At 64.6% G+C, this 19091-nt stretch carries 19 protein-coding genes; 3 read left to right on the forward strand and 16 right to left on the reverse strand.

What is annotated here, in order from left to right; all coding sequences use genetic code 11:
• Positions 1-251: 251 nt before the first annotated feature.
• The 8 genes from FS885_RS08915 to FS885_RS08950 form a co-directional block, all read right to left on the reverse strand.
• Positions 252-3215: a SpaA isopeptide-forming pilin-related protein gene (locus FS885_RS08915; protein WP_144744717.1), complete on the reverse strand. Its 2964-nt coding sequence runs from the start codon at positions 3213-3215 to the stop codon at positions 252-254.
• A gap of 539 nt (positions 3216-3754) precedes the next feature.
• Positions 3755-5071: a glycine reductase complex selenoprotein B gene (gene grdB / locus FS885_RS08920; protein ID WP_144744718.1), complete on the reverse strand. Its 1317-nt coding sequence runs from the start codon at positions 5069-5071 to the stop codon at positions 3755-3757.
• A 16-nt stretch (positions 5072-5087) separates the two neighbouring features.
• Positions 5088-6368, reverse strand: coding sequence for a glycine/sarcosine/betaine reductase component B subunit (locus FS885_RS08925; RefSeq protein WP_144744719.1), 1281 nt, complete (start codon positions 6366-6368; stop codon positions 5088-5090).
• Positions 6369-6476: 108 nt separating this feature from the next.
• Positions 6477-6863, reverse strand: coding sequence for a GrdX family protein (locus FS885_RS08930; protein ID WP_144744720.1), 387 nt, complete (start codon positions 6861-6863; stop codon positions 6477-6479).
• A gap of 180 nt (positions 6864-7043) precedes the next feature.
• The gene (locus FS885_RS08935; RefSeq protein WP_144744721.1) at positions 7044-7706 is read right to left on the reverse strand and encodes a pentapeptide repeat-containing protein; all 663 of its coding nucleotides are present in this window, start codon (positions 7704-7706) and stop codon (positions 7044-7046) included.
• 65 nt (positions 7707-7771) lie between these two features.
• A complete protein-coding gene (locus FS885_RS08940) occupies positions 7772-8191 on the reverse strand; it encodes a flavodoxin (RefSeq protein WP_144744722.1) in 420 nt (139 codons plus the stop codon).
• Between the two features lie 101 nt (positions 8192-8292).
• On the reverse strand, positions 8293-9039 hold the full coding sequence (locus tag FS885_RS08945) for a DUF3793 family protein (protein WP_144744723.1): 747 nt from the start codon (positions 9037-9039) through the stop codon (positions 8293-8295).
• A 235-nt stretch (positions 9040-9274) separates the two neighbouring features.
• Positions 9275-9655 (reverse strand): winged helix-turn-helix transcriptional regulator, encoded by a 381-nt coding sequence (locus FS885_RS08950; protein WP_144744724.1) that lies wholly within the window; start codon positions 9653-9655, stop codon positions 9275-9277.
• 145 nt (positions 9656-9800) lie between these two features.
• Here FS885_RS08950 and FS885_RS08955 point away from each other — a divergent pair, with 145 nt between their 5' ends.
• Positions 9801-10367, forward strand: coding sequence for a flavin reductase family protein (locus FS885_RS08955; RefSeq protein ID WP_144744725.1), 567 nt, complete (start codon positions 9801-9803; stop codon positions 10365-10367).
• An 86-nt stretch (positions 10368-10453) separates the two neighbouring features.
• On the opposite strand, the gene FS885_RS08960 is transcribed toward FS885_RS08955, so the two are convergent.
• From FS885_RS08960 to FS885_RS08975, 4 genes are all read right to left on the reverse strand, one after another.
• Positions 10454-10930, reverse strand: a complete 477-nt coding sequence (locus FS885_RS08960) for a hypothetical protein (RefSeq protein ID WP_144744726.1) — start codon at positions 10928-10930, stop codon at positions 10454-10456.
• A 113-nt stretch (positions 10931-11043) separates the two neighbouring features.
• Positions 11044-11976: a GNAT family N-acetyltransferase gene (locus FS885_RS08965; protein WP_144744727.1), complete on the reverse strand. Its 933-nt coding sequence runs from the start codon at positions 11974-11976 to the stop codon at positions 11044-11046.
• A gap of 33 nt (positions 11977-12009) precedes the next feature.
• Entirely contained in the window at positions 12010-13296 is a 1287-nt protein-coding gene (locus FS885_RS08970) for a uracil-xanthine permease family protein (RefSeq protein WP_144744728.1), read from the reverse strand.
• A gap of 49 nt (positions 13297-13345) precedes the next feature.
• Entirely contained in the window at positions 13346-13579 is a 234-nt protein-coding gene (locus FS885_RS08975) for a macro domain-containing protein (protein WP_246060946.1), read from the reverse strand.
• On the opposite strand from FS885_RS08975, the gene FS885_RS10225 reads away from it, so the two are divergent.
• Complete coding sequence (locus FS885_RS10225) at positions 13545-13787, forward strand: Rrf2 family transcriptional regulator (RefSeq protein ID WP_425458932.1); 243 nt, start codon at positions 13545-13547, stop codon at positions 13785-13787. The genes FS885_RS08975 and FS885_RS10225 overlap by 35 nt on opposite strands.
• A gap of 144 nt (positions 13788-13931) precedes the next feature.
• On the opposite strand, the gene FS885_RS08980 is transcribed toward FS885_RS10225, so the two are convergent.
• Together FS885_RS08980 and bsh are read right to left on the reverse strand one after the other, a co-directional pair.
• Positions 13932-15617, reverse strand: coding sequence for an MFS transporter (locus FS885_RS08980; protein ID WP_246060949.1), 1686 nt, complete (start codon positions 15615-15617; stop codon positions 13932-13934).
• A 248-nt stretch (positions 15618-15865) separates the two neighbouring features.
• Positions 15866-16840 (reverse strand): choloylglycine hydrolase, encoded by a 975-nt coding sequence (gene bsh / locus FS885_RS08985; RefSeq protein WP_144744730.1) that lies wholly within the window; start codon positions 16838-16840, stop codon positions 15866-15868.
• Positions 16841-17419: 579 nt separating this feature from the next.
• Here bsh and FS885_RS08990 point away from each other — a divergent pair.
• Entirely contained in the window at positions 17420-17701 is a 282-nt protein-coding gene (locus FS885_RS08990) for a hypothetical protein (protein ID WP_144744731.1), read from the forward strand.
• A 47-nt stretch (positions 17702-17748) separates the two neighbouring features.
• Here the strand turns inward: FS885_RS08990 and FS885_RS08995 are convergent, their stop codons facing one another.
• Both FS885_RS08995 and FS885_RS09000 read right to left on the reverse strand, forming a co-directional pair.
• On the reverse strand, positions 17749-18240 hold the full coding sequence (locus FS885_RS08995; RefSeq protein WP_222419909.1) for a class I SAM-dependent methyltransferase: 492 nt from the start codon (positions 18238-18240) through the stop codon (positions 17749-17751).
• Between the two features lie 205 nt (positions 18241-18445).
• Positions 18446-18889 (reverse strand): SWIM zinc finger family protein, encoded by a 444-nt coding sequence (locus tag FS885_RS09000; RefSeq protein ID WP_144744732.1) that lies wholly within the window; start codon positions 18887-18889, stop codon positions 18446-18448.
• Between the last annotated feature and the right edge of the window lie 202 nt (positions 18890-19091).

Raw genomic sequence — 19091 nt, forward strand, 5'->3', positions numbered from 1 at the left:
GGCTCGTGGAGTTCGGCGGGCCCAGCCACCGTCTCGAGGAGTCGCTCATGCTGGGCAAGTCAGGAAGCTAGCGGCGCGCCCGCGCCGGAAGCCGAAAAACTTGCGTGACGAAACCCGAAAGAAAGGCGCGCTCTTTTCCGAAAGCAAGACTTGACTAAACACACTCGCATCCGGGGCCGCGCGGGCGCGGCCCATCGTCCCTACCCAGGAGAGTATGGCACAAGGGCGGCCAGACGCGCTGCAGGCCGCGCTCAGCGCCCGTCCCGCATGCGACGGAGACGGCGCGCGAGCAGGCCGAAGCCCACCGCGACGATGCCGAGCGACCCGAGCGTGACGAGCACGAGCGGCAGGTCGTCCCCGGTGCCCGGCAGCGGCGTGTGCCCCTGGGCCGCGCGGGTCGCCGGCGGCGTGGCAGGGGTGCCGGGGTCCGTGGGCCGCTCGGTCGCGGGAGGATCGACGGGCACCGGCGGCTCGTCGGGCTCGGGCGGCTCGTCGGGAACCAGGCGGCGGTCCTCAACGCGCACGGTCACCGTCCCGGAGAAGACGGCCGTAAGGTCGCGCGTGCCCGGGCCCTGGTGCGCCGCGGCACCATCGGCGTCCGACGCCTCGGCCCCTTCCCGCTCGATCACCAGCTTGGACCAGCCCGTATCGGTCGCGAGCTCGGCCGCGCCCGCCACCGGCAGGTACCCGCAGGGCGCCGCGGGGCCCGCTGCCGAGCACCGCAGCTCCAGGGAGCTCGCACCGTCCCACGCGGGGTCGCCCCAATCGGTGGCCTCCCCCTCGTAGCCGCTCGAGGTGACCATCGCCGCGCGGACCCCGCCCAAGGTCGCGTCGGCACCGTCGTCGAAGGCGAGCGGGCGCATACTCCCCACGAGCTGCCCCACCCCGCGCACAACCGAGACGCCGTCTTGGGCGGTGCCCGCGTCCGCGTAGGCGCCGCTGCCGTCGACCACCACGGGCGTGAGGGTGCCGTTGAGCTCATAGCCCGCGGGCGCCGCGGTCTCCAACACGTAGTAGCGGCCCTCCTCGAGCGGAGCCGTCCCCGGGGCGCCGATGACCGCCGCCCCCTCGAGCGGCTCGTCACCTGCGCGACCGGCGGCGCCGGCGGCAACCTCGCCGGTCACGACCGAGGCCACCGGCTCCACGCCCTCGCGCACCGCCAGCGACCCGTCGTCGCCCTGCTCCACGTCCGCCGCGGCGAAGAGCGAGAACCCGGCGCCCGCGAGCGGCGCGCCGGCGTCGTCGACCTTCTGCACCACGAGCTCGTTGCGCACGTTGGACGCATAGAACGTTGTCGCCAAGCGGCAGGTGAAGTCACCCGCGGCGTCGCGGACGGGCCGGGTGTTCCCCACCGTCGCCTGGGTGAGGTCGTCCGCCGTCGTGTAAAAGCAGCCGATCCGGTAGCGCGCGCCCGCCGCGTCGCCGAGCGCCGGGTTCTCGCGCATGAGCTGCTCGTAGGACTTGATGTCGCCGGGCACGTCCGCAAACGAGACCTCGTAGACGCCGCTGCCGTTGAGCGAAAGCGGCTCGGCCTCCCCCGACGCCGACGAGCCCGCCGCGCCCGCCGTGCCCGGCGCCGCGGCCTCCCGCCAGCCATCGAGCGCGCTGCCCGTGACCGCATGCCACGCGCCGTCGCCGCCGCGGCGCATCACGACCGCGAAGAGGCGCCCCTGCGCCGGCGTGCCCGCCTCGGTGGTGAGTCGCGTCCCGGCCTCGTCGTATACGCCGATGTCGTCGGCCACCATGAGCACCTTGGGGCGCGCGACGGCGCCGGTGCCCCACGGGTCGGTCGAGACCAGAAGCGGCGTCGAGGTCACCTCGGTATCGAAGGCGAGCGGGATGTCGCCTGCGCTCCGGTAGCCCGGCGGGGCCTCGGTTTCCCTGAGCACCCAGTAGGGGCTCCTCACGCGCATCCCATCGAGCGATGCCGGCGCGCCCGAATCGTCAACCACCCTCATCGTGCCGTCGTCGCCGGTCGTACCCGTGTACGCGGGCGCGGCGCCCCCGGCGACCGCGTGGTCGGCCCCCGTGGGATAGAGCGCGAACGAGGCGCTCGCCACCGGCTGGCCATCCTGGTCGAGCTTGAGGAGGCTCGACTCGGGTACCGACGCCATGTTGAACCGCAGCTTCATGTTGGATGCGCCGCTGCCGCGCTCCAGGTAGAAGAACTTGAGCGTATGGAGCGTCCCGTCCGCGAAGGTGTTCCCGCTCCACGAGGTCTCGCCCTCCCTACCTGCGGCGCGATAGCAGTCGAGCAGCGTCTTGCTGCTGTAGGCGTACTCGCCGCCCTGCCGGGTACCGTCGCCGTTTCTGTCCTCGAACACGTCGACGCGCCCGGTCTGGAAGTCGATGGCGATCGACCGCGCGCCATGGATGCCGCCCAGATCGGCCACGAGCACCCCGTCCATGAAGACCCACATGTCGTCGTCGCCCGTGAACTCGTAGGTCATGGGCCCGCCATGTGTCGTGCCGCCGTCCTGCTGGACGAAATGCGACGTCATGCTCATGCCGAACCAATGGTTGAGCGTGCCCGAGTTCGTCGTCGCCGGATCGAGGTCGGTCGAGGTGGGCGTCGCGCCGCGCTGGACGAGGCCCTGGCCGCCCTCCTCGAGCACCGTCTCGGGCGCATCGAAGGGGAAGAACTGCCCGTCATGGTTCGACGACAGGCGCGGCGACGCCTTGACGGCCCAGGTGTCGTATACGTTGAAAGCGTGCGCGTCCTCATCGAAGGCGGCGAAGTTCTCCCGCGCATCGTAGGCGTAGTAGCCCTCGCTGTCCACGTGCAGCAACCCGTGCACGTCGGGATAGACCGCCTTGCCCGCCTGCGTGCCCGAGGCCTCGTCGCTCCCGTCGAAGAGGTAGGCCAGCGATGAGCCGCCTAGCGACGACGCGAGGCGCGGGTAGCCGTCGGCGTCGAGCGTCGGCTGGAGCATCCCTTGGTAGGGCCCTCCCCCGTGCCACGAGTTGACGCCCGTTCCGGCCTCGGTGCGGTAGATGAACCTCAGGCTATGGCCCGCATTGATGCCTTGCCCCTGGTAGCCCGCGAGGTTCACGGTCGCCCAATCCTGGGCGTGCCGGTCGGTAAGCCAGTAGTCGAACAGGTCGATGGTCGTCCCATCGGGCTCGGACCCGCTGATGATATGGTTCGCGAAGGGCGGCTCCTCAGCCCACGCGGGCAACGCCCGCACGAGCGGCGCGGCGCATACTGCAAGCATCGTCGCGAACGCCAAAAGGCGCCCCACGCGCCCCGATCCGTCAAGTCGCCGAGCTCGTCTCTTAATACGAAGGCGCATCGTGCCCCTCCTATAATCCCACCGGCAGCCGTGCCGGGACGCATCCCCATGGGCAGCACGTCCGCAACGCCGTTCTCGGACAGCTGTGGGACACGCTGGTCATCCCAAGGGTAAAGTGGCGCTGCCAGGGAACGCGATTATTTATGTGACTTTTAAGCCAACATTTTTATTCACTGGATTTTTCTTGCGCATGCCTCTGCGACGCGGGAATTTGAACCCTGCGTCAAGCTGATCAAGACACTTTTTTCGATTTTGCGCGATTGCTTCTCGGCGTTTACCGGTGCGTTTTCTCCACCCGGGCGGTACCGGCCAACAAAACCCCAGGTGGGCGACTCGTAAAACCGGGTCATCTAAAGCCCAATCGTACAAAATCGAAAAAACTGTCTTACCGGACCGGCGCAGACGCAAAAAGGGGCGCCGACAAGCGCCGGCGCCCCTCGTCACGGACCTTGATCCGCTGCTTACTGCCAGTCGAAGATGGTCTGGCCGTCGACCTCGGTCGTCAGGGCCTCGAGGGCCTTCTCGACGATGCGACGGCGCATGGCCTTCTCCTCCTCCGCGCTCAGCGCGGGGTTGCCCAGCGGATGCGGGATCGCCACCGCGGGGACGATCCTGTTGGCGCCCACGGTCATGGAGATCGGGGTCACCGTGCAGATATGAACGACCGGGAGGCCGGCGCGCTCGATTTCCTTCACCATCGTTGCACCGCAACGAGTGCAAGTGCCTCAAGTGGAGGTGAGGATGACGGCCTGCACGCCATCGGCGACGAGCTTCTGGGCGAACTCAGAGGCGAACGCGCGGGCGGATGCCACGGCGGTTCCGTTACCGGTGACGGAGTAGAAGAGGTGGTGGAGCTCGCCGATGACGCCCTCGCGCTCGAGATCGCGCATGACGTCGACGGGCAGCACGCAGTCGGCGTCCTCGTTGGCGTACGTGGGGTCGTAGCCGCCGTGCGCCGTCTCATAGAACTCCTCGGTAAGGTCGTCCACGCCCGTGATGTCGTACTCGCCGTAATGCGAGGCGCTCGAGCTCTCGATATGGTCCGGGTTGCCCTTGGGCACGATACCACCCGAGGTCACAAGCGCGATCTTGGCGTGCGCGAGATCCTTGAGCGGCGGGCACGGGTCGACGCGGTCGAAGTCCGGCATCGGGTACTCGGTCGCGAACTTCTTGCCGGCGAGCTTATCGAGCAGCATCTTCACGGCACGCTTGGAACCGCGCTCCTTCTCGAAGAAGTTCACACGGGTGCCGTTGGGGATGTAGCCCTCCTCGCAGGAGGCGCCGAGCTTCTCGCCGCGGGCGACCTTGAGGGAGAGCGGCGCGAGCTTCTTCATAGCGGCGCGCATGCCGGCCGCGCTGTTCTTGGTGGCGACGATGTAAACCTTGTCCTTGAACATCTCCGCGCCCGGGTTCTCGTCGTACATGGCGGTCACCGCGGGGATGCCCAGCTGGTCCTGGACGGCTGCGGCGATGGTACCGCAGGCAACGCCGTAGCGGCCAGCGTTGAAGGCGGGACCCGCCACGAAGACGTCCGGGTTGAGTTCCTTCACCATATCGAGGATCTCGGCTGTAGCAGTCTCCAAGTTCTCGTTGAAATAGGAGTCGCCGCAGACGATCGTGCCCACGATCTCGGCCTCGTCGCCGAGGTTCTGGGCGAGCGCCATGCCCGGACCCACGATCTCGCCGACACGCAGCTCGGCGGGATAGTTCGCCTTCTCCTCGCCGCCGATCTGGGCGAAGAACTGGTTGATGTAGTGCGCTACCTTGATTTTTGCCATCGAGATACCCTCCTTTCTAGCGTGCGCTCAGCTTGTTGAATCCGCACTCGTTGGTCGCGCCCGTGATCACCTGGAGCTCGACCTCGAGCGAGCCGTCGGCGCGTAGGGTGTCCTCGCTCGCGCCGGCGATCTTGGTGACGTAGTCCAAGGTGCCGATGACCTTGTCGAGCTTGGGCAGGATGACGACCTGGTTGGCGTTGCCGCCGGTCACCACGGCGTCGGCCGCGATATCGGCATCGGCGAGCGACTGCGACCTGCCGTCGCGACCGGCGTACTCGTCGGTGATGATGACGGTCTTGACGCCCTCGGCCTCGATCTTCTTGCAGTTCATGATGAGGTCGGTATCGGGGTTGCCGAAACCCTCCTGCGAGACGATGACGCCGTCGAGGTCGAGCATCTTGCAGATCTTGGCGGTCCAATCGGAAGAGCGCTGCTTGTCGGCGAGGTAGACGTTCTCGTTCGTGATGATCTGACACACGAAGTTGATGGTCTTGCCGTGCTGCTCGAACAGGTCCTCGATGACCGGATTGTTCTCATGCACGTAGGTGGGGTTCTTGTCGCAGGCGGACACGCAGTTGCCCGAGACGATCGCGCCGTCCATGGTCTCGGTGGGGCTCATGATCGTCGGCACGATCTTCTTGGCGTCGACGCCGTAGACGTACGTGTCGTGCAGCAGACCCTGGCTCTGGAGCATCTGCACGTAAGCCACGCGCGGAAGATCCGGATACTTCTTCATGCCCTCCTTGATGGTGCAGGTCTCGTACACCTGGGTCTCGTCGGGCTCGAGGTCGCGCGCGAGCTCGCCGACGTAGGCGGCGACGCGGAAGCCCGCAAGGCGCACGGCGCGCTCGTAGTCATGCGTCTCGGCCCCCTCGACCGGCTCGCACACCATAACCAGGTTGAGGGTCTTGGAGAACGGCGTGTAGTCGGCGCCGGGGCCCGTCATGTCGATGATGCCCTCTTGGAAGCCGACGATCTTGCCCGCGGTCACCACGGCCATGCCCTTGAGGGCATAGGTCACACCCGAGCCGACCGTATCGACCTTGGCGATGACGCCCGGGAACACGCCGCCTGTGCCCTCGACCTTCACGCGGGGCTCGATGACATCCTTGACCGGCGTGATTCTTACGGACTCGCCGGGCTTCGCGATGTCGAAGGACACGCTCGCGATCTTGTCGTCCTTGAGGGCGACGGCACGCAGCGCCTCCTCGGACACGTGCAGTACGCCATCCTCGATCTTGGATTCAGATGCGAACCGGATGTCCTTGATGTAAATTCGTCCCAGCTCTAATCTCACTTCCCGCTTCCTCCTTTGCGCTCGAATGAGATGTACGACCTATCTGTTCTGCCCCGGCTCCGCCGGTGGTGGGTGCCTGCCCCCGCTCGGACGGGCACCGCGGCGCTTTCATGCGTCCGCAGAATCTAGGCCGCTTTCAAGCAGCGTCCAGTCAATCAGCTGGAAGTCCTTCAGTGCCCGTTCACCGTAGCCACTGGTCTTATCCTCGAATTTACGGCACGCCTCGATCGCGCGCTCGATCAACGAGAGGGATCGCGCGTCCACCGCATCGCATCGTTCGCACGAGACCATGATCGACCTATACGGGGTCTCGTTGGGCTTGACGCTCCCCGCCAGGGGATGCGAGAGCAGGGCGTGCCCCTCGTGGACCTTGTCGCGCACCGCCAGAAGAAGGCCCTCGTACGAGGTCTCGAGAAACTCCGCCTCATGCGTGCCCCCGAGCCGTTCCACAACAAGCGGGTTATTGGTCATGATCAGATATGCTGTTCGATCCATGGCCACCTCCGCCTCTCGACCGCATCTATGGTACGTGATGGACGGGAAAAAGAACAGGGCCGACAAAGGCTGCATAATTGGGGCGTCACCTGCCTAAACGAGTGTCCCCCCAACGCGCTGCGCCCCGTGGGCGAACGGCGCATCCATCGCCCGCTCATGACCAGGTAGCCCTCTAGGGCGCTACGCTTCGCGCACCGTCACGCCCAGCAGGCCGGAAAGCTCGACCGCCTGCTGGGGGCTCACGATGCACCCGCGCAGCTCGTGGAAGTCGCTCGACACCGTGATGCCCGAGAACTCGCAGGTGGAGACATCGATGCCGGCAAGCGGCGTGCGGAAGAACTCCGCTTTCGTGAGGTCGCATCCGTCGAACGAGATGCGCTTGGGCCGTGCGCCATGCCAGATGCTCTCGGCAAAGCCAGTATGAGCCGCCCGGAAGCGCTCCACGGTCGAATCGGAGAAATCAGCGTACCTGAACAGGCTGTCCTCGATACCGACACCGGTCAAACGACTCTTGCGAAACTGCATGCCAAGCGCCGAGCACGACCGGAACTCGCAGCGGTTGAGCCAGCATCGATCCATGGGAGATTGCACGAACCGACAGTCGATGAAGATGACGTCGGTGAAGCCGCAGCGCGAGAAGTCGACGTCGTCGAAGGTGCAGGAGCGGAAGACGACCTCCTCGAATGTCGCCGCGTCGACGCTCATCCCGGCAAGGTCGATGCCCTCGATAGCGGTCATCGCGATGCGGGCCTCGCCACCGGCGAGCTCGTGCAGGAGCTCGTCCTCGCTGACATGCCGCCCGATGCGCTCGCTCACCTTCGCGAACCTCGTGCGCTGAGCCATCTCCATCGCCACCTTTCGCCTCGTCCTGCATCCATGGTAGCAGGGCGGGCGCAGGCATCGCCCAACTAGACAAGCGAGGCGCCGAGGGCACGGCAGGCATCCGAAGCGTCGTCGTCGGGATAGTCCTTGGCGATGACGGTCTCGGCAACCGTTATGCCCGCAGCCTCCGCACGCTCGCGCCACAGATCCATCCACTCGCCATCCGCCCAGTCGTAGCTACCGAAGAGCGCCACCTTGCGGCCGGGCAGTTCCGGCTCGACGGCATCCCACATGGGCTCGAACTCCTCGCTCTCAAGCTCCTCGGAACCCATGGCGGGGCACCCGAAGGCAAAGGCGTCATAGGCGTCCAGCTCATCAGACGAGAACTCAACCGCCTGGATCAGACTCGCCTCGCCGCCGGCGGACTGCACGCCCTCCGCCACAAGCTCTGCCATGGCTTCTGTATTGCCCGTGCCGCTCCAATAGACGATCGCTACCTTGCTCATACTGCATCCTTTCTGCTATGGGCCGCCATGTTCATACACGATCAAGCGGACCACCTTAGGCGCATGGGCCTTTCACCCGCACGCCGATTGACCTATCTGGACTACATCTCGAAAAATCGGTGGAAGGCTACGATATCGATAAGCGTCGCGCCCGTATTCCTCAAGCGTTCGCAGCGGCGCGTGCAGCGCCGGTATCGCGCGAACAACCTCACCGCCGGGCGTGGATCGCCGTACACCTTCCAACACCCCGAGTAGCGATACCGCCGTCCGCGATGGCGCACGAACCCCATAACGTCCTCGTAGGGGTAGCCCAAGAAAAAGCCGACCTCATGTGGCAGCTTCTCCGCCGCAAAGCGCTTGGCAAGATGGCCGAGCTGCTGGCCGAGCATCAATGGGCTCATCTCGTCGGCATCGCCGCACATCGCCTGCCATACGGGATACCCCAGGCGTCCCAGCGCTGCCTGTATCCGCTCGTCAGCAAGATGTTCAGCGAGCATCTGGGGCCGATACGCCAAGATGATGGCTCCGAACGAGCGCCACGCGACGACTCCCACGCGGACACCGTGATCCTGCAATATGCGGTCGAAGCCGCGCACGGCACGCGAAAGCTCCGAACGGCGCCCCTCAACCAGCGAACAGGGACATGGGCGACACGCGCAATCGCCATCGCGCTCGCCAGGGCACGCATAGCCGCGCACAGCTTGCATGCGACCTACCGCCACCTGATCTGCATCGGCGTACTTGCCCACAAAGGTGAACATGTTGGCGGGTTTCGCTCCCAACAACGCAGGCGCGCACATTCGTACCAGCGATGCTTCAAGTTTTTGCTCCGTAATCTGCTCTTCCATGGCTCTCCCATAGCCGGTTGCCACCCATCAGCTATAAAGTTACCTATGTTTAACTCTTGGCAGACAGCAAACCGCTCATTCAAATAGTTTCTATAGGTTTACTTTCTAGGCAGAAAGCTATGCCTACGCCATGCTTTCCCGACTGCTCGGGGCTGGCAATCATGATCGCCCCTTTTGCGCTGGTTTACGCTCAGCACCGATCTCGGCTGCGTATTACCCAAATGCCTGCGTCCCTTTAGGTATGGCCATGCTCGCCAGGACGCTGCCAGTCGCGATGCTCGCTGCCCCACACGCACATGGCGTCGAGCACTTCCATAAGCGACGCACCGCGCTCCGTCAGGCTGTACTCGACCTTGGGCGGAATCTGCGGATAGGCCATGCGGCTGATGAGCCCGTCCGCCTCGAGCTCCTTGAGCGCGCGGCTGAGCGTTTTGTCCGAAACGGTCTTAAGATAGCGACGGAGCTCGTTGAAGCGCACTGGCTGAAACTCCATCAGGCAGTAGAGGATGACCATCTTGTACTTGCCCTGGATAAGTGAGAGCGTGTAGCAGAAACCCGTATCCTCGAAATCCGCCTCCTCAATGCAAGCCCACGCGTCGCAGCATGCGTTTCCCATCTCCGTAGCTTCTCTCCCATCTCATAACTTTACTAAAGGTAAGTACCTGACGTTGATTTCGGTACTTGTTGTGTGGCTGGCATAAGCGTATCACAGTGGTAGCGGCATATCGCCGTCCATGCAACCGCAACGAACGGAGGATTCCATGAAGAGGGAGATCGGCGTGCAGCCCGCGCTCTATCCCATGCCGGTGCTGATGATCGCAACCTACAACGAGGACGACACCGTCGACGTCATGAACATGGCATGGGGCGGTATCTGCGCGCGCGACATGGTGGCGCTGAACATCAGCCGCGGGCACAAGACCACAAAGAACCTCGAGGCACGCGGAGCGTTCACGCTGAGCGTGGCCGACGTGGCGCACCTGGATGAGAGCGACTACTTCGGCATCGCGAGCGGCAACAAGGTTGCCGACAAGTTCGAGCGCACGGGCATGACCGCCACCAAGAGCAGCCGCGTGGACGCACCGGTGGTGGACCAGTACCCCATCACGCTCGAGTGCAGCGTAGTCGAGATGCAGGAGCAGCCCTACGGCCTGCGCGTGCTCGGTAAAATCGAAAACGTGCTGGCAGACGAGGCCGTGCTGAACGAGGACGGCAAGGTCGACCCCGTAAAGCTCAACGCCTTCGCATTCGACCAGTTCCAGAGCGGCTACTACGCCCTGGGTGAGAAGGTCGGCCAGGCCTGGAGCAGCGGCAAGCGGTTCATGTAGCGGCTTTTGCCTGAAACCCGAATGCACACGGGCCGGCCTCTCTCACCGCCTGCGAGGGAAGCCGGCCCGCGCTGCAATCACTTGCCCTAGCGCACGCCGTCGTGGCGCGCATCGCGCAACTTCCGCGCGACCGCCTTGCTGACGGCAACCGCGAGCTTGCCGCCCGCCTTCGCTGCCGCCACAACGCCCTTGCCGGCGGCGCGTGCGGCCTTCTCCGCCACCACGGGCGCCTCGCGGGCAACCGTCTTCGCGGCCTTGGCAGCCTCCTTCTTCGCGGCATCGCCGAGCTTTTCCGCCGCTGCATCGAGTTTGCGCTCGACCTTGGTCGGCTCGCGGCCCGAATAGGCGCGCTGGCCCTTGCTCGCAAGCGCCACGCCACCTGCAATCACCGCCATACCGGGACCGGGCAGCACGCACAGCGGCACACCAGCCGCGGCGACCGCAGCGCCTGCAACCATCTGGACGACGCCCTTCACCTTGCCTGGATCGATCTGGGACGATGAGAAGCCCGCACCAGACGGTTTCTTCGATGCGCGATGCTCGGATGGAGGGTCGGTCTGCATAGATGCGCCTTTCAACATACGTGCCCTAGCGGTGCTTCTTCCCTGCCGCGCGAATGATAAACGACGCTCACGAACAATACTCCTCGGCTCGCGCTCCGGCCCGCGCGGCGATATTAGGCCCGCCTCATGTAGAGCAACGGGAAGGGGTCTCCTTGGGTGTCGGTCTCCGTGCGGAGATAGGTCGAGAAGCCCATATGCTCGTAGAAGCCGACGGCATGCGGGTTCTGCTCGTTTACGGAAAGCTCCGTCACACCGTAGAGCTCCGTTGCGCGCTCGAGGAGGAGCCGACCTGCGCCCATGCCGCGCGCATCGGCATCCACGAAGAGCATCTCGAGAAAAGCGCCGTCGGTACCCGCGAAGCCGATGACGCATCCAGCGTGGCGGGCAACGAGTAGGCGCGATACCTCGGCAAACGCCCGGGGAACCATACCGCGCAGACACACGATATCGCCCTCTTGCAGGAAGGCGTGTGTGGCGCGCACGGAGCGCTCCCACACCTCGGTGAGCTGCTGGATCAGCGTGCCGGGGCGCTCAGCGGCTTCCGCAATCGATATGCCCCGCTGCTCCAACGCGAGCAGCGCCCGCTTGCGCCAATCGCCTCCCGCATAACCGGTGAGCGCACCGCTCGCGCCGAGCACGCGATGGCAGGGCACGATGACGGATACGGGATCGCCTCCGACCGCCGCCCCCACCGCGCGCGCAGAGGTCGGTGCGCCGCGGCGCTCACCGATGCGCTGGGCAAGCTCGCCATATGTGCAGGTCTCGCCACGTGGGATGCACAGAAGCTCTTCCCATACCATGTGCTGGAACGGCGTCCCCGCGAAGGCAACTGGCGGCAGCGGCGCAGGCTCCTCGCCCGCGAAATACACGTCGAGCCAGGCACGCACTGCCCCGAACACCGGCAGGTCGGACTGCTCACGAACATCCTCAGCAAGCCCCGCTGCGAAGTACTTCTGCCCCGCAAACCACAAGCCCGTGAGCGCGGACCCATCGCTCGACAGCAGCACCTCACCCAGCGGCGAGGCATACGACGCCGTGTATGTCATAGCTCCTCCCGTATAACGCGACACGTCAGCCGTTTACGCCTCCTGCCCCGCTTCCTCGGCCTCCTCCTTGCCGCCGGGCAGGATCAGGTTGAGCAGGATGCCCGCCAGCGCGGAGGTGGCCATGCCGGGGAGCGTGTAATCGCCGATGGGAATCGAGATGCCGGAGGTCTCCATGCCCACGCCCACGATGATGACGACGGACGCGATCATGAGGTTGCGGTTGATGTCGAAGTCCACGCGGTTGGACACGAGCATGCGCAGACCGTTCGAGGCGATGAGGCCAAAGAGCAACAGGCACACGCCGCCCATGACCGGGCTGGGGATGGATTGGATGAGCGCCGCCAGCTTGGGGCAGAAGCCTCCGATGACGAGCGCGAAGCCACCGGCGTACCAGAAGATCTGCGTCGAGTACACGCGCGTGACGCTCATGACGCCGATATTCTCCGCGTACGTGGTGGTTGGAGGACCCCCCAAGAAACCGGAGATCATGGTGGAGATGCCGTCTCCGGCGAGCGAGCGCGGCAGCATGTCGCGGTAATCCTTGCCCACAATCTCGCCCACGGCGAGCAGATGGCCGATGTGCTCGATCACCACGACGATGGCCACGGGGGCCACGAGCGCGATGGCACCCACGTCGAAGCGCGGAGCGGAGATGTTCGGCAGGCCGATCCACGCGGCCTCGGCTACGGGCGCGAAATCAACGAGCCCGAGCGGAATGGAGGCCACATAGCCCACGATGATGGCCAAGAGCACCGGGATGGTGCCGAAGATGCCGCCCATGCTGGAGAACACCACCGCCGCGATGAGCGTGATGGCTGCGACTATGGCACCCGTGCCATAGAAAGCCGCGGTGCCGTCCGGGAGGTCCTGCATGAAGGCCATGTCGACCGCTGTGGCGGAAAGGCCCACACCGATGACGACCATTACCGACGCCACGAGCACGGGCGGCAGCAGACGGTCGATCCATCCGGTGCCGGCAAGCTTGATGATGCCGGCAACCGCCAGGAACACGAGGCCCGCGACCACGACGCCAGACATAGCGGCGTCGAGCCCCTGCGTGGCGCCCACGGCGAGGATGGGGCTGATGAAGGCGAAGGAGCTGCCCAGGTAGCTGGGAATCTTGTTGCCTGTGACCAGCAGGTAGCAGATGGTGCCGATGCCCGAGCACATGATGGCCACGTTGGGATCGAGCCCTGTGAGCACGGGCACGAGCACCGTCGATCCGAACATGCTCATCATGTGCTGGATACCCAGCGGGATGGCGCGACCGACCGACACGCGGTCGTCGACGCCGATCACTTCTCGTTCGTGTTTGCTCATGCGGCCCCCTCGTTCGCCCATTCGCACCGCTTCATGCGATGCCCTGCATTCATTTTCGCATATGCGAGGCGGGCTGGCTCAACAGCCGACGGTAGATCGCGGCGTCCTCGTCCAGGAAGACGTTGAAGATGACGCGTATGTCGGCATGCGGATGCGCATCCAGCCAGGCGCGGACTGTGCTTACGGCGATACGCGCAGCCTCGTCCTGCGGGAAGCCGAACACGCCCGTGCTGATGCAGCAGAAGGCGATGCTGGATGTATACCGCGCCGTCGACTGCGTCACGAACGAGCTCTTCAGCTTCCACGCGAATCCCAACCCGGCCTGCCCTGTGGGGGGTAACGTCCACGCCGTCGTCGACAGCGAGCTCATCGCTGCCCAGAACGCACTCGAGAGCCGGCTGGCGCAAACAACGTTGGCAGATCTATCCAACCGATTGGAATCGATGCTCTCTCAGCAAGCTCAAGATGGCGAGGAAGGGCATGATCTCTAGCGATCAGCCCTCGCCCATCGCGCGACCAGGCGCCTCACCCGCATGTAATTGAGGATCGTTCCGGCGCGCGATAGAAAAGCGCCCCCGGTGGAGGCGCCTCTCGCAACGATTGGATGGGCTGTCGCATGCACTAAGCAGCTACGCTCATCGGGAGCGCCCGCCCTTCGCAGCACGGGCTTTTGCGCACTTGCTGCCACTATGCCCGCTGTTGCCCTCACCCCGGATGGCCGGAGTGGTGATGAGCCCTGCCAGTACCACGACCGCGCCCACCGCATAGGCCAGGCGCACCGCGTCGAGGCGCGCTGCGGACTCAATCGATACAAGCTCCTTGCGCTCGGCATCGGTCATGGAGATGCCCGCTATCTCGTCCTCGAAGGTACGGTTGCTGCCCAGGTCGATGCTCACGTTCTCGAGCGCGTCAGACACCTGGGGCGAGACGGAGGAATCGGATGCGGCGCGGTTGCGCACCGTACCGGTGATTCCGAAGATCAGCACGGCGCCCAGCAGCGCTACACCGAGCGCCTGGCCCACGTTGCGCATCGTGCTTTGGATGCCGCCCGATTGCGAGGCCTCGCGCTCGGGAAGCGCCATCGCCACCACGTTGCTCGCATGAGAGGAGACCGTGCCCGCTCCCACACCCGCCATGAAGGCTCCCAGGTACACGAGCGGCGCACTGGCGCCGTTCTCGGTAACGGAGAGCGCCATGATGCCGAGCGCGGCAGCCATGGCCACGTAACCCGTCTGGATCACGCGGCGCGGGCTAGCGTGCGGCATGAACTTGGGAATGCCGAGGGCCAAGGCGAAGGTGGGAACGCCGGTAACGATCGAGATGGTTCCCACAGCGACGGGCGACCATCCGGCAACGAGCTGCAGGTAAGGCGCCATGAGGATGGACTGAGCGCCCATGAAAAAGAACGTGAGAGCACAGGCCACGAGGCCGGCGCGCACCTGGGGATCGGTGAGGAACGCGCTCGGCAGCACCGCGATGCCGCCCCGCGCCTCGACGCGCCGCTCGTATGCCACGAGAACGCCGAACACCACGATGCCCGCGACAACCATGGGAAGCGCCGGCGAGATGCCGAGGATGGTGAAGGGAGCGCCCGAGAGCGGTGCGACAAGGCCCCACGACGAGATGCCTGAAAGCCCAATGAGCATGAGGAACAGGCCGATTGCGGCAAGGGCGACGCCCACGCCGTCGAACCCGGACCGCTCGCGCGGCTGCTCGATAGCAGGCAGGGAGAACGACGCGGCGAATACGAGTGCGAAGTAGCCTGCAAGCACGAGGAAGGTGACGTGCATGCCGGATACCTGCATGACCACGCCGAGCGCGAGCGGCAGCAGCGCCGAGAGACCCGATGCCGCACCGATGGCTCCGAACGCGATCACACGGTCGTGCCCCTGATAAATGAGCGGGATCAGCCCTAGGACCGACGGGATCATGAAGCTTGCGCCAAGCCCCACGAGCACGCGACCGCCCCAGATGAAAACGTTCATGCTGGGTGCCAGGGCGAGCACGACCTCGCCGAGGGCGCACAGCAGAATGCCGCCGCGGAAGGTCTTCTTCCAGCCGACCATGGTGCCGGCAAGGCCGCCCGCAATCATGAACGCGCCACCTACGAGCGGGTAAATCATGTTGGCGAGCTGGATCTGGGCAGTGGTGGCTCCAAGGTCGCTTGCGAGCGACGCCGTGGCCAGCGAGAGCGCCCCGTTGTCACCGGTGGCACCCATCTGCGCAAGGATGAGGATGATGATGGGCAGAAGCAGGAACCGCGAGGCGGAGGGAGCAGATGCCTGCTTCGCGGGCGTGTGCTTCGCCTCCGCCGTAGCCAAGTTCGATGCAGGGACGGCGTTTGCCGAAACGGGGGCGCCGCCCGTGCCTGCCGCCGGCGCACCGGCTGCAGCGTAAACGGGTCCAACGGGCCGCGAGGCCCGCGATTGCTGAGTGGTATTCACGTGAGTGCCTTTCAGAGAGGAGGCTGATGATGAAAGATGACGCCAGAGGCCCCGCCCGCATCGCCATCTGAGAGAGGCGCATCGGGCGGGTGCGAACGACGTGAACGGAATGCGATGGACGCGGCCTATGCCGCCGGGGCGAAGAAGGGCTCGGTTCCACCCAGATCGCATGCGGAAAGCGGATACGCGCGAATCTGCGGCTCATCGTATGTAGCGTGATAGTACGTGAGCGTTGCAGCCGAGAAGCAGCTCGTGTACAGGGTGATCTCGGAAGAGCCGTCCGCCATGAGAGCAGCGCCCAAGGGCACCGCAACCGAGCCGAGCGTGCGGAAGAGCCGCGTGACGTTTGCCTCCTCGGACTCCTGCGCTGGATAGCGGCTGTTCACGAAGGCAGCCTTCACGAAGCGCGCGGGGCCGCTGTAGTCGCCAGGAATCCCCTGCATGCCCATACCCGATCCGAAGGGCGCAAGCTGCGCCTTCCCCCACGTTGCCGTTGCGGGCTCGGAATTGGTAAGGCCCAGGTAGTTGCGAAGGTTCGTACGCTGCCAGCCAAAATCGGGCTCATTGGTGAGCACGTCGGCATCGTTCTCCCACACCTTGAGACCGCCTTCGAGGCACTCGACCACGATGCTGCCCGTGGCGTCGACGACGATCCAGTGCAGGTTCGCAACGGGAAGGTCGGGCGAGACGGGCTTTGCCACAACGACGGTATGGGCGAGGATGCTGCGCACCTCGTCGAGTGAGGAGAAGTTACGCGCGATCCAGAAGGGGAATTCGTACGCGGCGACGTTCACCGCACCCGGCTGGCTGCTGGCGTTGGCGGCATAGCGCGCGCTCTGCGGGAAGTTGAGGCCCGCGACGGCGAGGCCGGCGTCGTTGCCGCAATCGAAGTACAGCGGCACGCCCTCGGCTACGATACCCATGCCGATGACAGCATGCGCGTGTGCAGCATCGAGGTCGCCGGAGCGATCGAAGGCGGCAGGCACCTGGGCAGCAGGGGGCGTCACCACCACGCGCTCGCCATATCCCTGAGTCCAATCGAGGTTCCTACCGAAGTACATGGAACCAGAGGTGCTGGTAAAGCGGATACCCGTGCACATGGGCCCGCCCCCTTTCTTGCCCGAGGCGACGCCTTGGGTCGAAGCGATAGATACTACTCTTCTGCCCGCAACCCCCTACAAGTTACCGGCGATATACTTAGGAATGAGTGAAGGGCGATAACATTTTTGACAAGATGCCGGTAAGAGAATCGGAACTACCCCTTTCTCTTTTTTCCTAGGTCAACGCAGAGTTGTGGGATGGGGCGGAAGCGCTGCCCGCATGAGAATCGCAACGATATGAGACCCATGCGGAGTCGGAATCGATCAAGAGGTGCAGCGATGAAAACGTTTGCAATCGCGTTCATCGTGTCGTTCGTCGCGTTCCGCATGTGGCGGGCACGCCCGGAATCACCGGGGATAAAGTAATAGCTAGCGAAGCGCAGGTCCGCTATGTTTGACCGCCGGTTAGGATGACGCTGCCAAAAAACGAGTCACGCCTCCCGACAATAACCTAGTTGGACCACCGGACGTGATGCCACGGCTGCAAAGAAACCCCAAGGACATCACTATTGGGAACAAGAGATGTAACGATGCCGGCGAATGGGTAACGTTCCACCCGCAGAAGAAGGAGGGGCAGGCATGAGGTACGCATACGATCGCGTCAAGGGCCGCGTGTTCCGCAAGCCGGATCCCGATAAGGCCGCAATCATGCGCTTCTTCGACGCCTCCGAGTACGATACGTTCGCGGCTGGATACGTGTACGACGAGGTTGCGGACGAGGAGACCGACATACCGCTCGCGGCGATGGACCGGGACGGTTTCAGCTGGTCTAACGAGGATGCGTACTACTTCGAGAAGTACGATATGGAGCTTACGCCGGAGTTCCGCGAGTACGCGCTGTCCCACGCCCCCGAAGCGTAGCGAACCGACTGGGACGTTGCAGCACGGCTAGACGCACCGCGCCGAATCTATCGCGCGCCTTCGTAATGCCAGACGGAATAATGCTGCGGGAACTCGTAGAACTTGATGCTTCTACCAGAAGCCGTTTGGAACATCTGGATACTGCCCGAACGGACGAGCCGCCAACCGGAACGGCCCAGATAGGCGAACGACTCCCCGTTATCGGACATGTGGACGAGCGTGAAGGGCCGCGCCGCCTCACGCTCGGCCTTATCGAGAAAGCGCGTGAGCACCGCCGTATCGAACGGGTTGAACAGGTAGAAACAGGTATAGGGCGCGAGCGACATGTTGAGCACATTGTCTGCGATGACGCTGAGCTGAGGGAAGGATGCCGTCCACGATGAGGCGGCTCTTGCGAGGTGGGCGTCCAGCTCCACGCCCGTTGCCCGGCATGGAAGGCGCGAGGCTGCATAGGCGAGAACCCTGCCCGTTCCGCAGCCTACATCGAGCAGGTGGTCGTCCGCCGTGAGGCCAAGCTTGCCAAGCAGCTCCTCCAACACGAAATACGGCGTCGGGGTTGGTTCGTGCGCGCCAGAGGATACCAAGTCCGAGCGAACCGAGGCTGCCGTGTCGAGCGAACGACCGCACAGGGCAACGTCCCGCGCTGCGTCAGCAGCAAGGAGGTCCGCCTTGCTGGCTGTCGATATATATGAGCCAACCACAGCACCACTCCCCTCCCTTTGAGACACAACGGATTGCGCAGCCCTACCACCAACGGTCGTGGCGTTCCTCCAGCTCGATCAGCGCGTCAAGCAAGGCCTTTCGAAGCTCATCTTTCTTGAGGCTGCTCACGTAACGGACGAGCTCCGCGCGATGGACCGCCTCTTCGCGCTTGTATTTCAGCTCCGCCTGTTCGACCTCCCATTTGAAAGCATCGATCTGTTGGGGATAGGCGGCGAACACCGTGGCAACCATGTGCTTGCAGATACGCCTCGTTCCCGCCGCGTGCGGGCAGTCGCAATAGGACTGCCGGACGTGCGCGGTGTCCACGTGGACGGTGTAGGGCAGATTCGCCGTGCCCTCCACCTCGGCATCAAAGGCGCCGTCGCCGACAGGTCGGAAGTTCTTCACGCGCCCCTGTTCCACATAGTCGAGCCCGCGCCACAAGGAGGCCCCGCTCGCCATCCGGAGAATTGAGAGAAGTTGCATGGGAGGGCCTCCTTTGGGTTGGCGCCAATGCGCCCCCTTTTCCAACCAGAAGAAAATGCAAGGCACGCATTTTAAGGTTGATTTCCGATCCCAACCGAACACATTGAGCTGACGGCACGCTCCCGCAGTTAACCGAACGCCCCCGAGGTCCTATCCGGGCCCCGGGGGCGGCATTTTCCCAGTTGAAGGAATGGTGGAGATG

The organism is Enorma burkinafasonensis, from assembly GCF_902150035.1.
GTDB lineage: Bacteria > Actinomycetota > Coriobacteriia > Coriobacteriales > Coriobacteriaceae > Enorma > Enorma burkinafasonensis.

What these genes read in the sequence shown, in the direction of transcription:
- FS885_RS10225 (WP_425458932.1), top strand. Translation starts at nt 13,545, where the DNA reads ATGCTGGATGTATACCGCGCCGTCGACTGCGTCACGAACGAGCTCTTC.
- FS885_RS08990 (WP_144744731.1), top strand. Translation starts at nt 17,420, where the DNA reads ATGAGGTACGCATACGATCGCGTCAAGGGCCGCGTGTTCCGCAAGCCG.
- FS885_RS08970 (WP_144744728.1), bottom strand. Translation starts at nt 13,296, where the DNA reads ATGAGCAAACACGAACGAGAAGTGATCGGCGTCGACGACCGCGTGTCG.
- FS885_RS08915 (WP_144744717.1), bottom strand. Translation starts at nt 3,215, where the DNA reads ATGCTTGCAGTATGCGCCGCGCCGCTCGTGCGGGCGTTGCCCGCGTGG.
- FS885_RS08930 (WP_144744720.1), bottom strand. Translation starts at nt 6,863, where the DNA reads ATGGATCGAACAGCATATCTGATCATGACCAATAACCCGCTTGTTGTG.
- FS885_RS08960 (WP_144744726.1), bottom strand. Translation starts at nt 10,930, where the DNA reads ATGCAGACCGACCCTCCATCCGAGCATCGCGCATCGAAGAAACCGTCT.
- FS885_RS08945 (WP_144744723.1), bottom strand. Translation starts at nt 9,039, where the DNA reads ATGGAAGAGCAGATTACGGAGCAAAAACTTGAAGCATCGCTGGTACGA.
- FS885_RS09000 (WP_144744732.1), bottom strand. Translation starts at nt 18,889, where the DNA reads ATGCAACTTCTCTCAATTCTCCGGATGGCGAGCGGGGCCTCCTTGTGG.
- FS885_RS08950 (WP_144744724.1), bottom strand. Translation starts at nt 9,655, where the DNA reads ATGGGAAACGCATGCTGCGACGCGTGGGCTTGCATTGAGGAGGCGGAT.
- FS885_RS08965 (WP_144744727.1), bottom strand. Translation starts at nt 11,976, where the DNA reads ATGACATACACGGCGTCGTATGCCTCGCCGCTGGGTGAGGTGCTGCTG.
- FS885_RS08935 (WP_144744721.1), bottom strand. Translation starts at nt 7,706, where the DNA reads ATGGCTCAGCGCACGAGGTTCGCGAAGGTGAGCGAGCGCATCGGGCGG.
- FS885_RS08955 (WP_144744725.1), top strand. Translation starts at nt 9,801, where the DNA reads ATGAAGAGGGAGATCGGCGTGCAGCCCGCGCTCTATCCCATGCCGGTG.
- bsh (WP_144744730.1), bottom strand. Translation starts at nt 16,840, where the DNA reads ATGTGCACGGGTATCCGCTTTACCAGCACCTCTGGTTCCATGTACTTC.
- FS885_RS08940 (WP_144744722.1), bottom strand. Translation starts at nt 8,191, where the DNA reads ATGAGCAAGGTAGCGATCGTCTATTGGAGCGGCACGGGCAATACAGAA.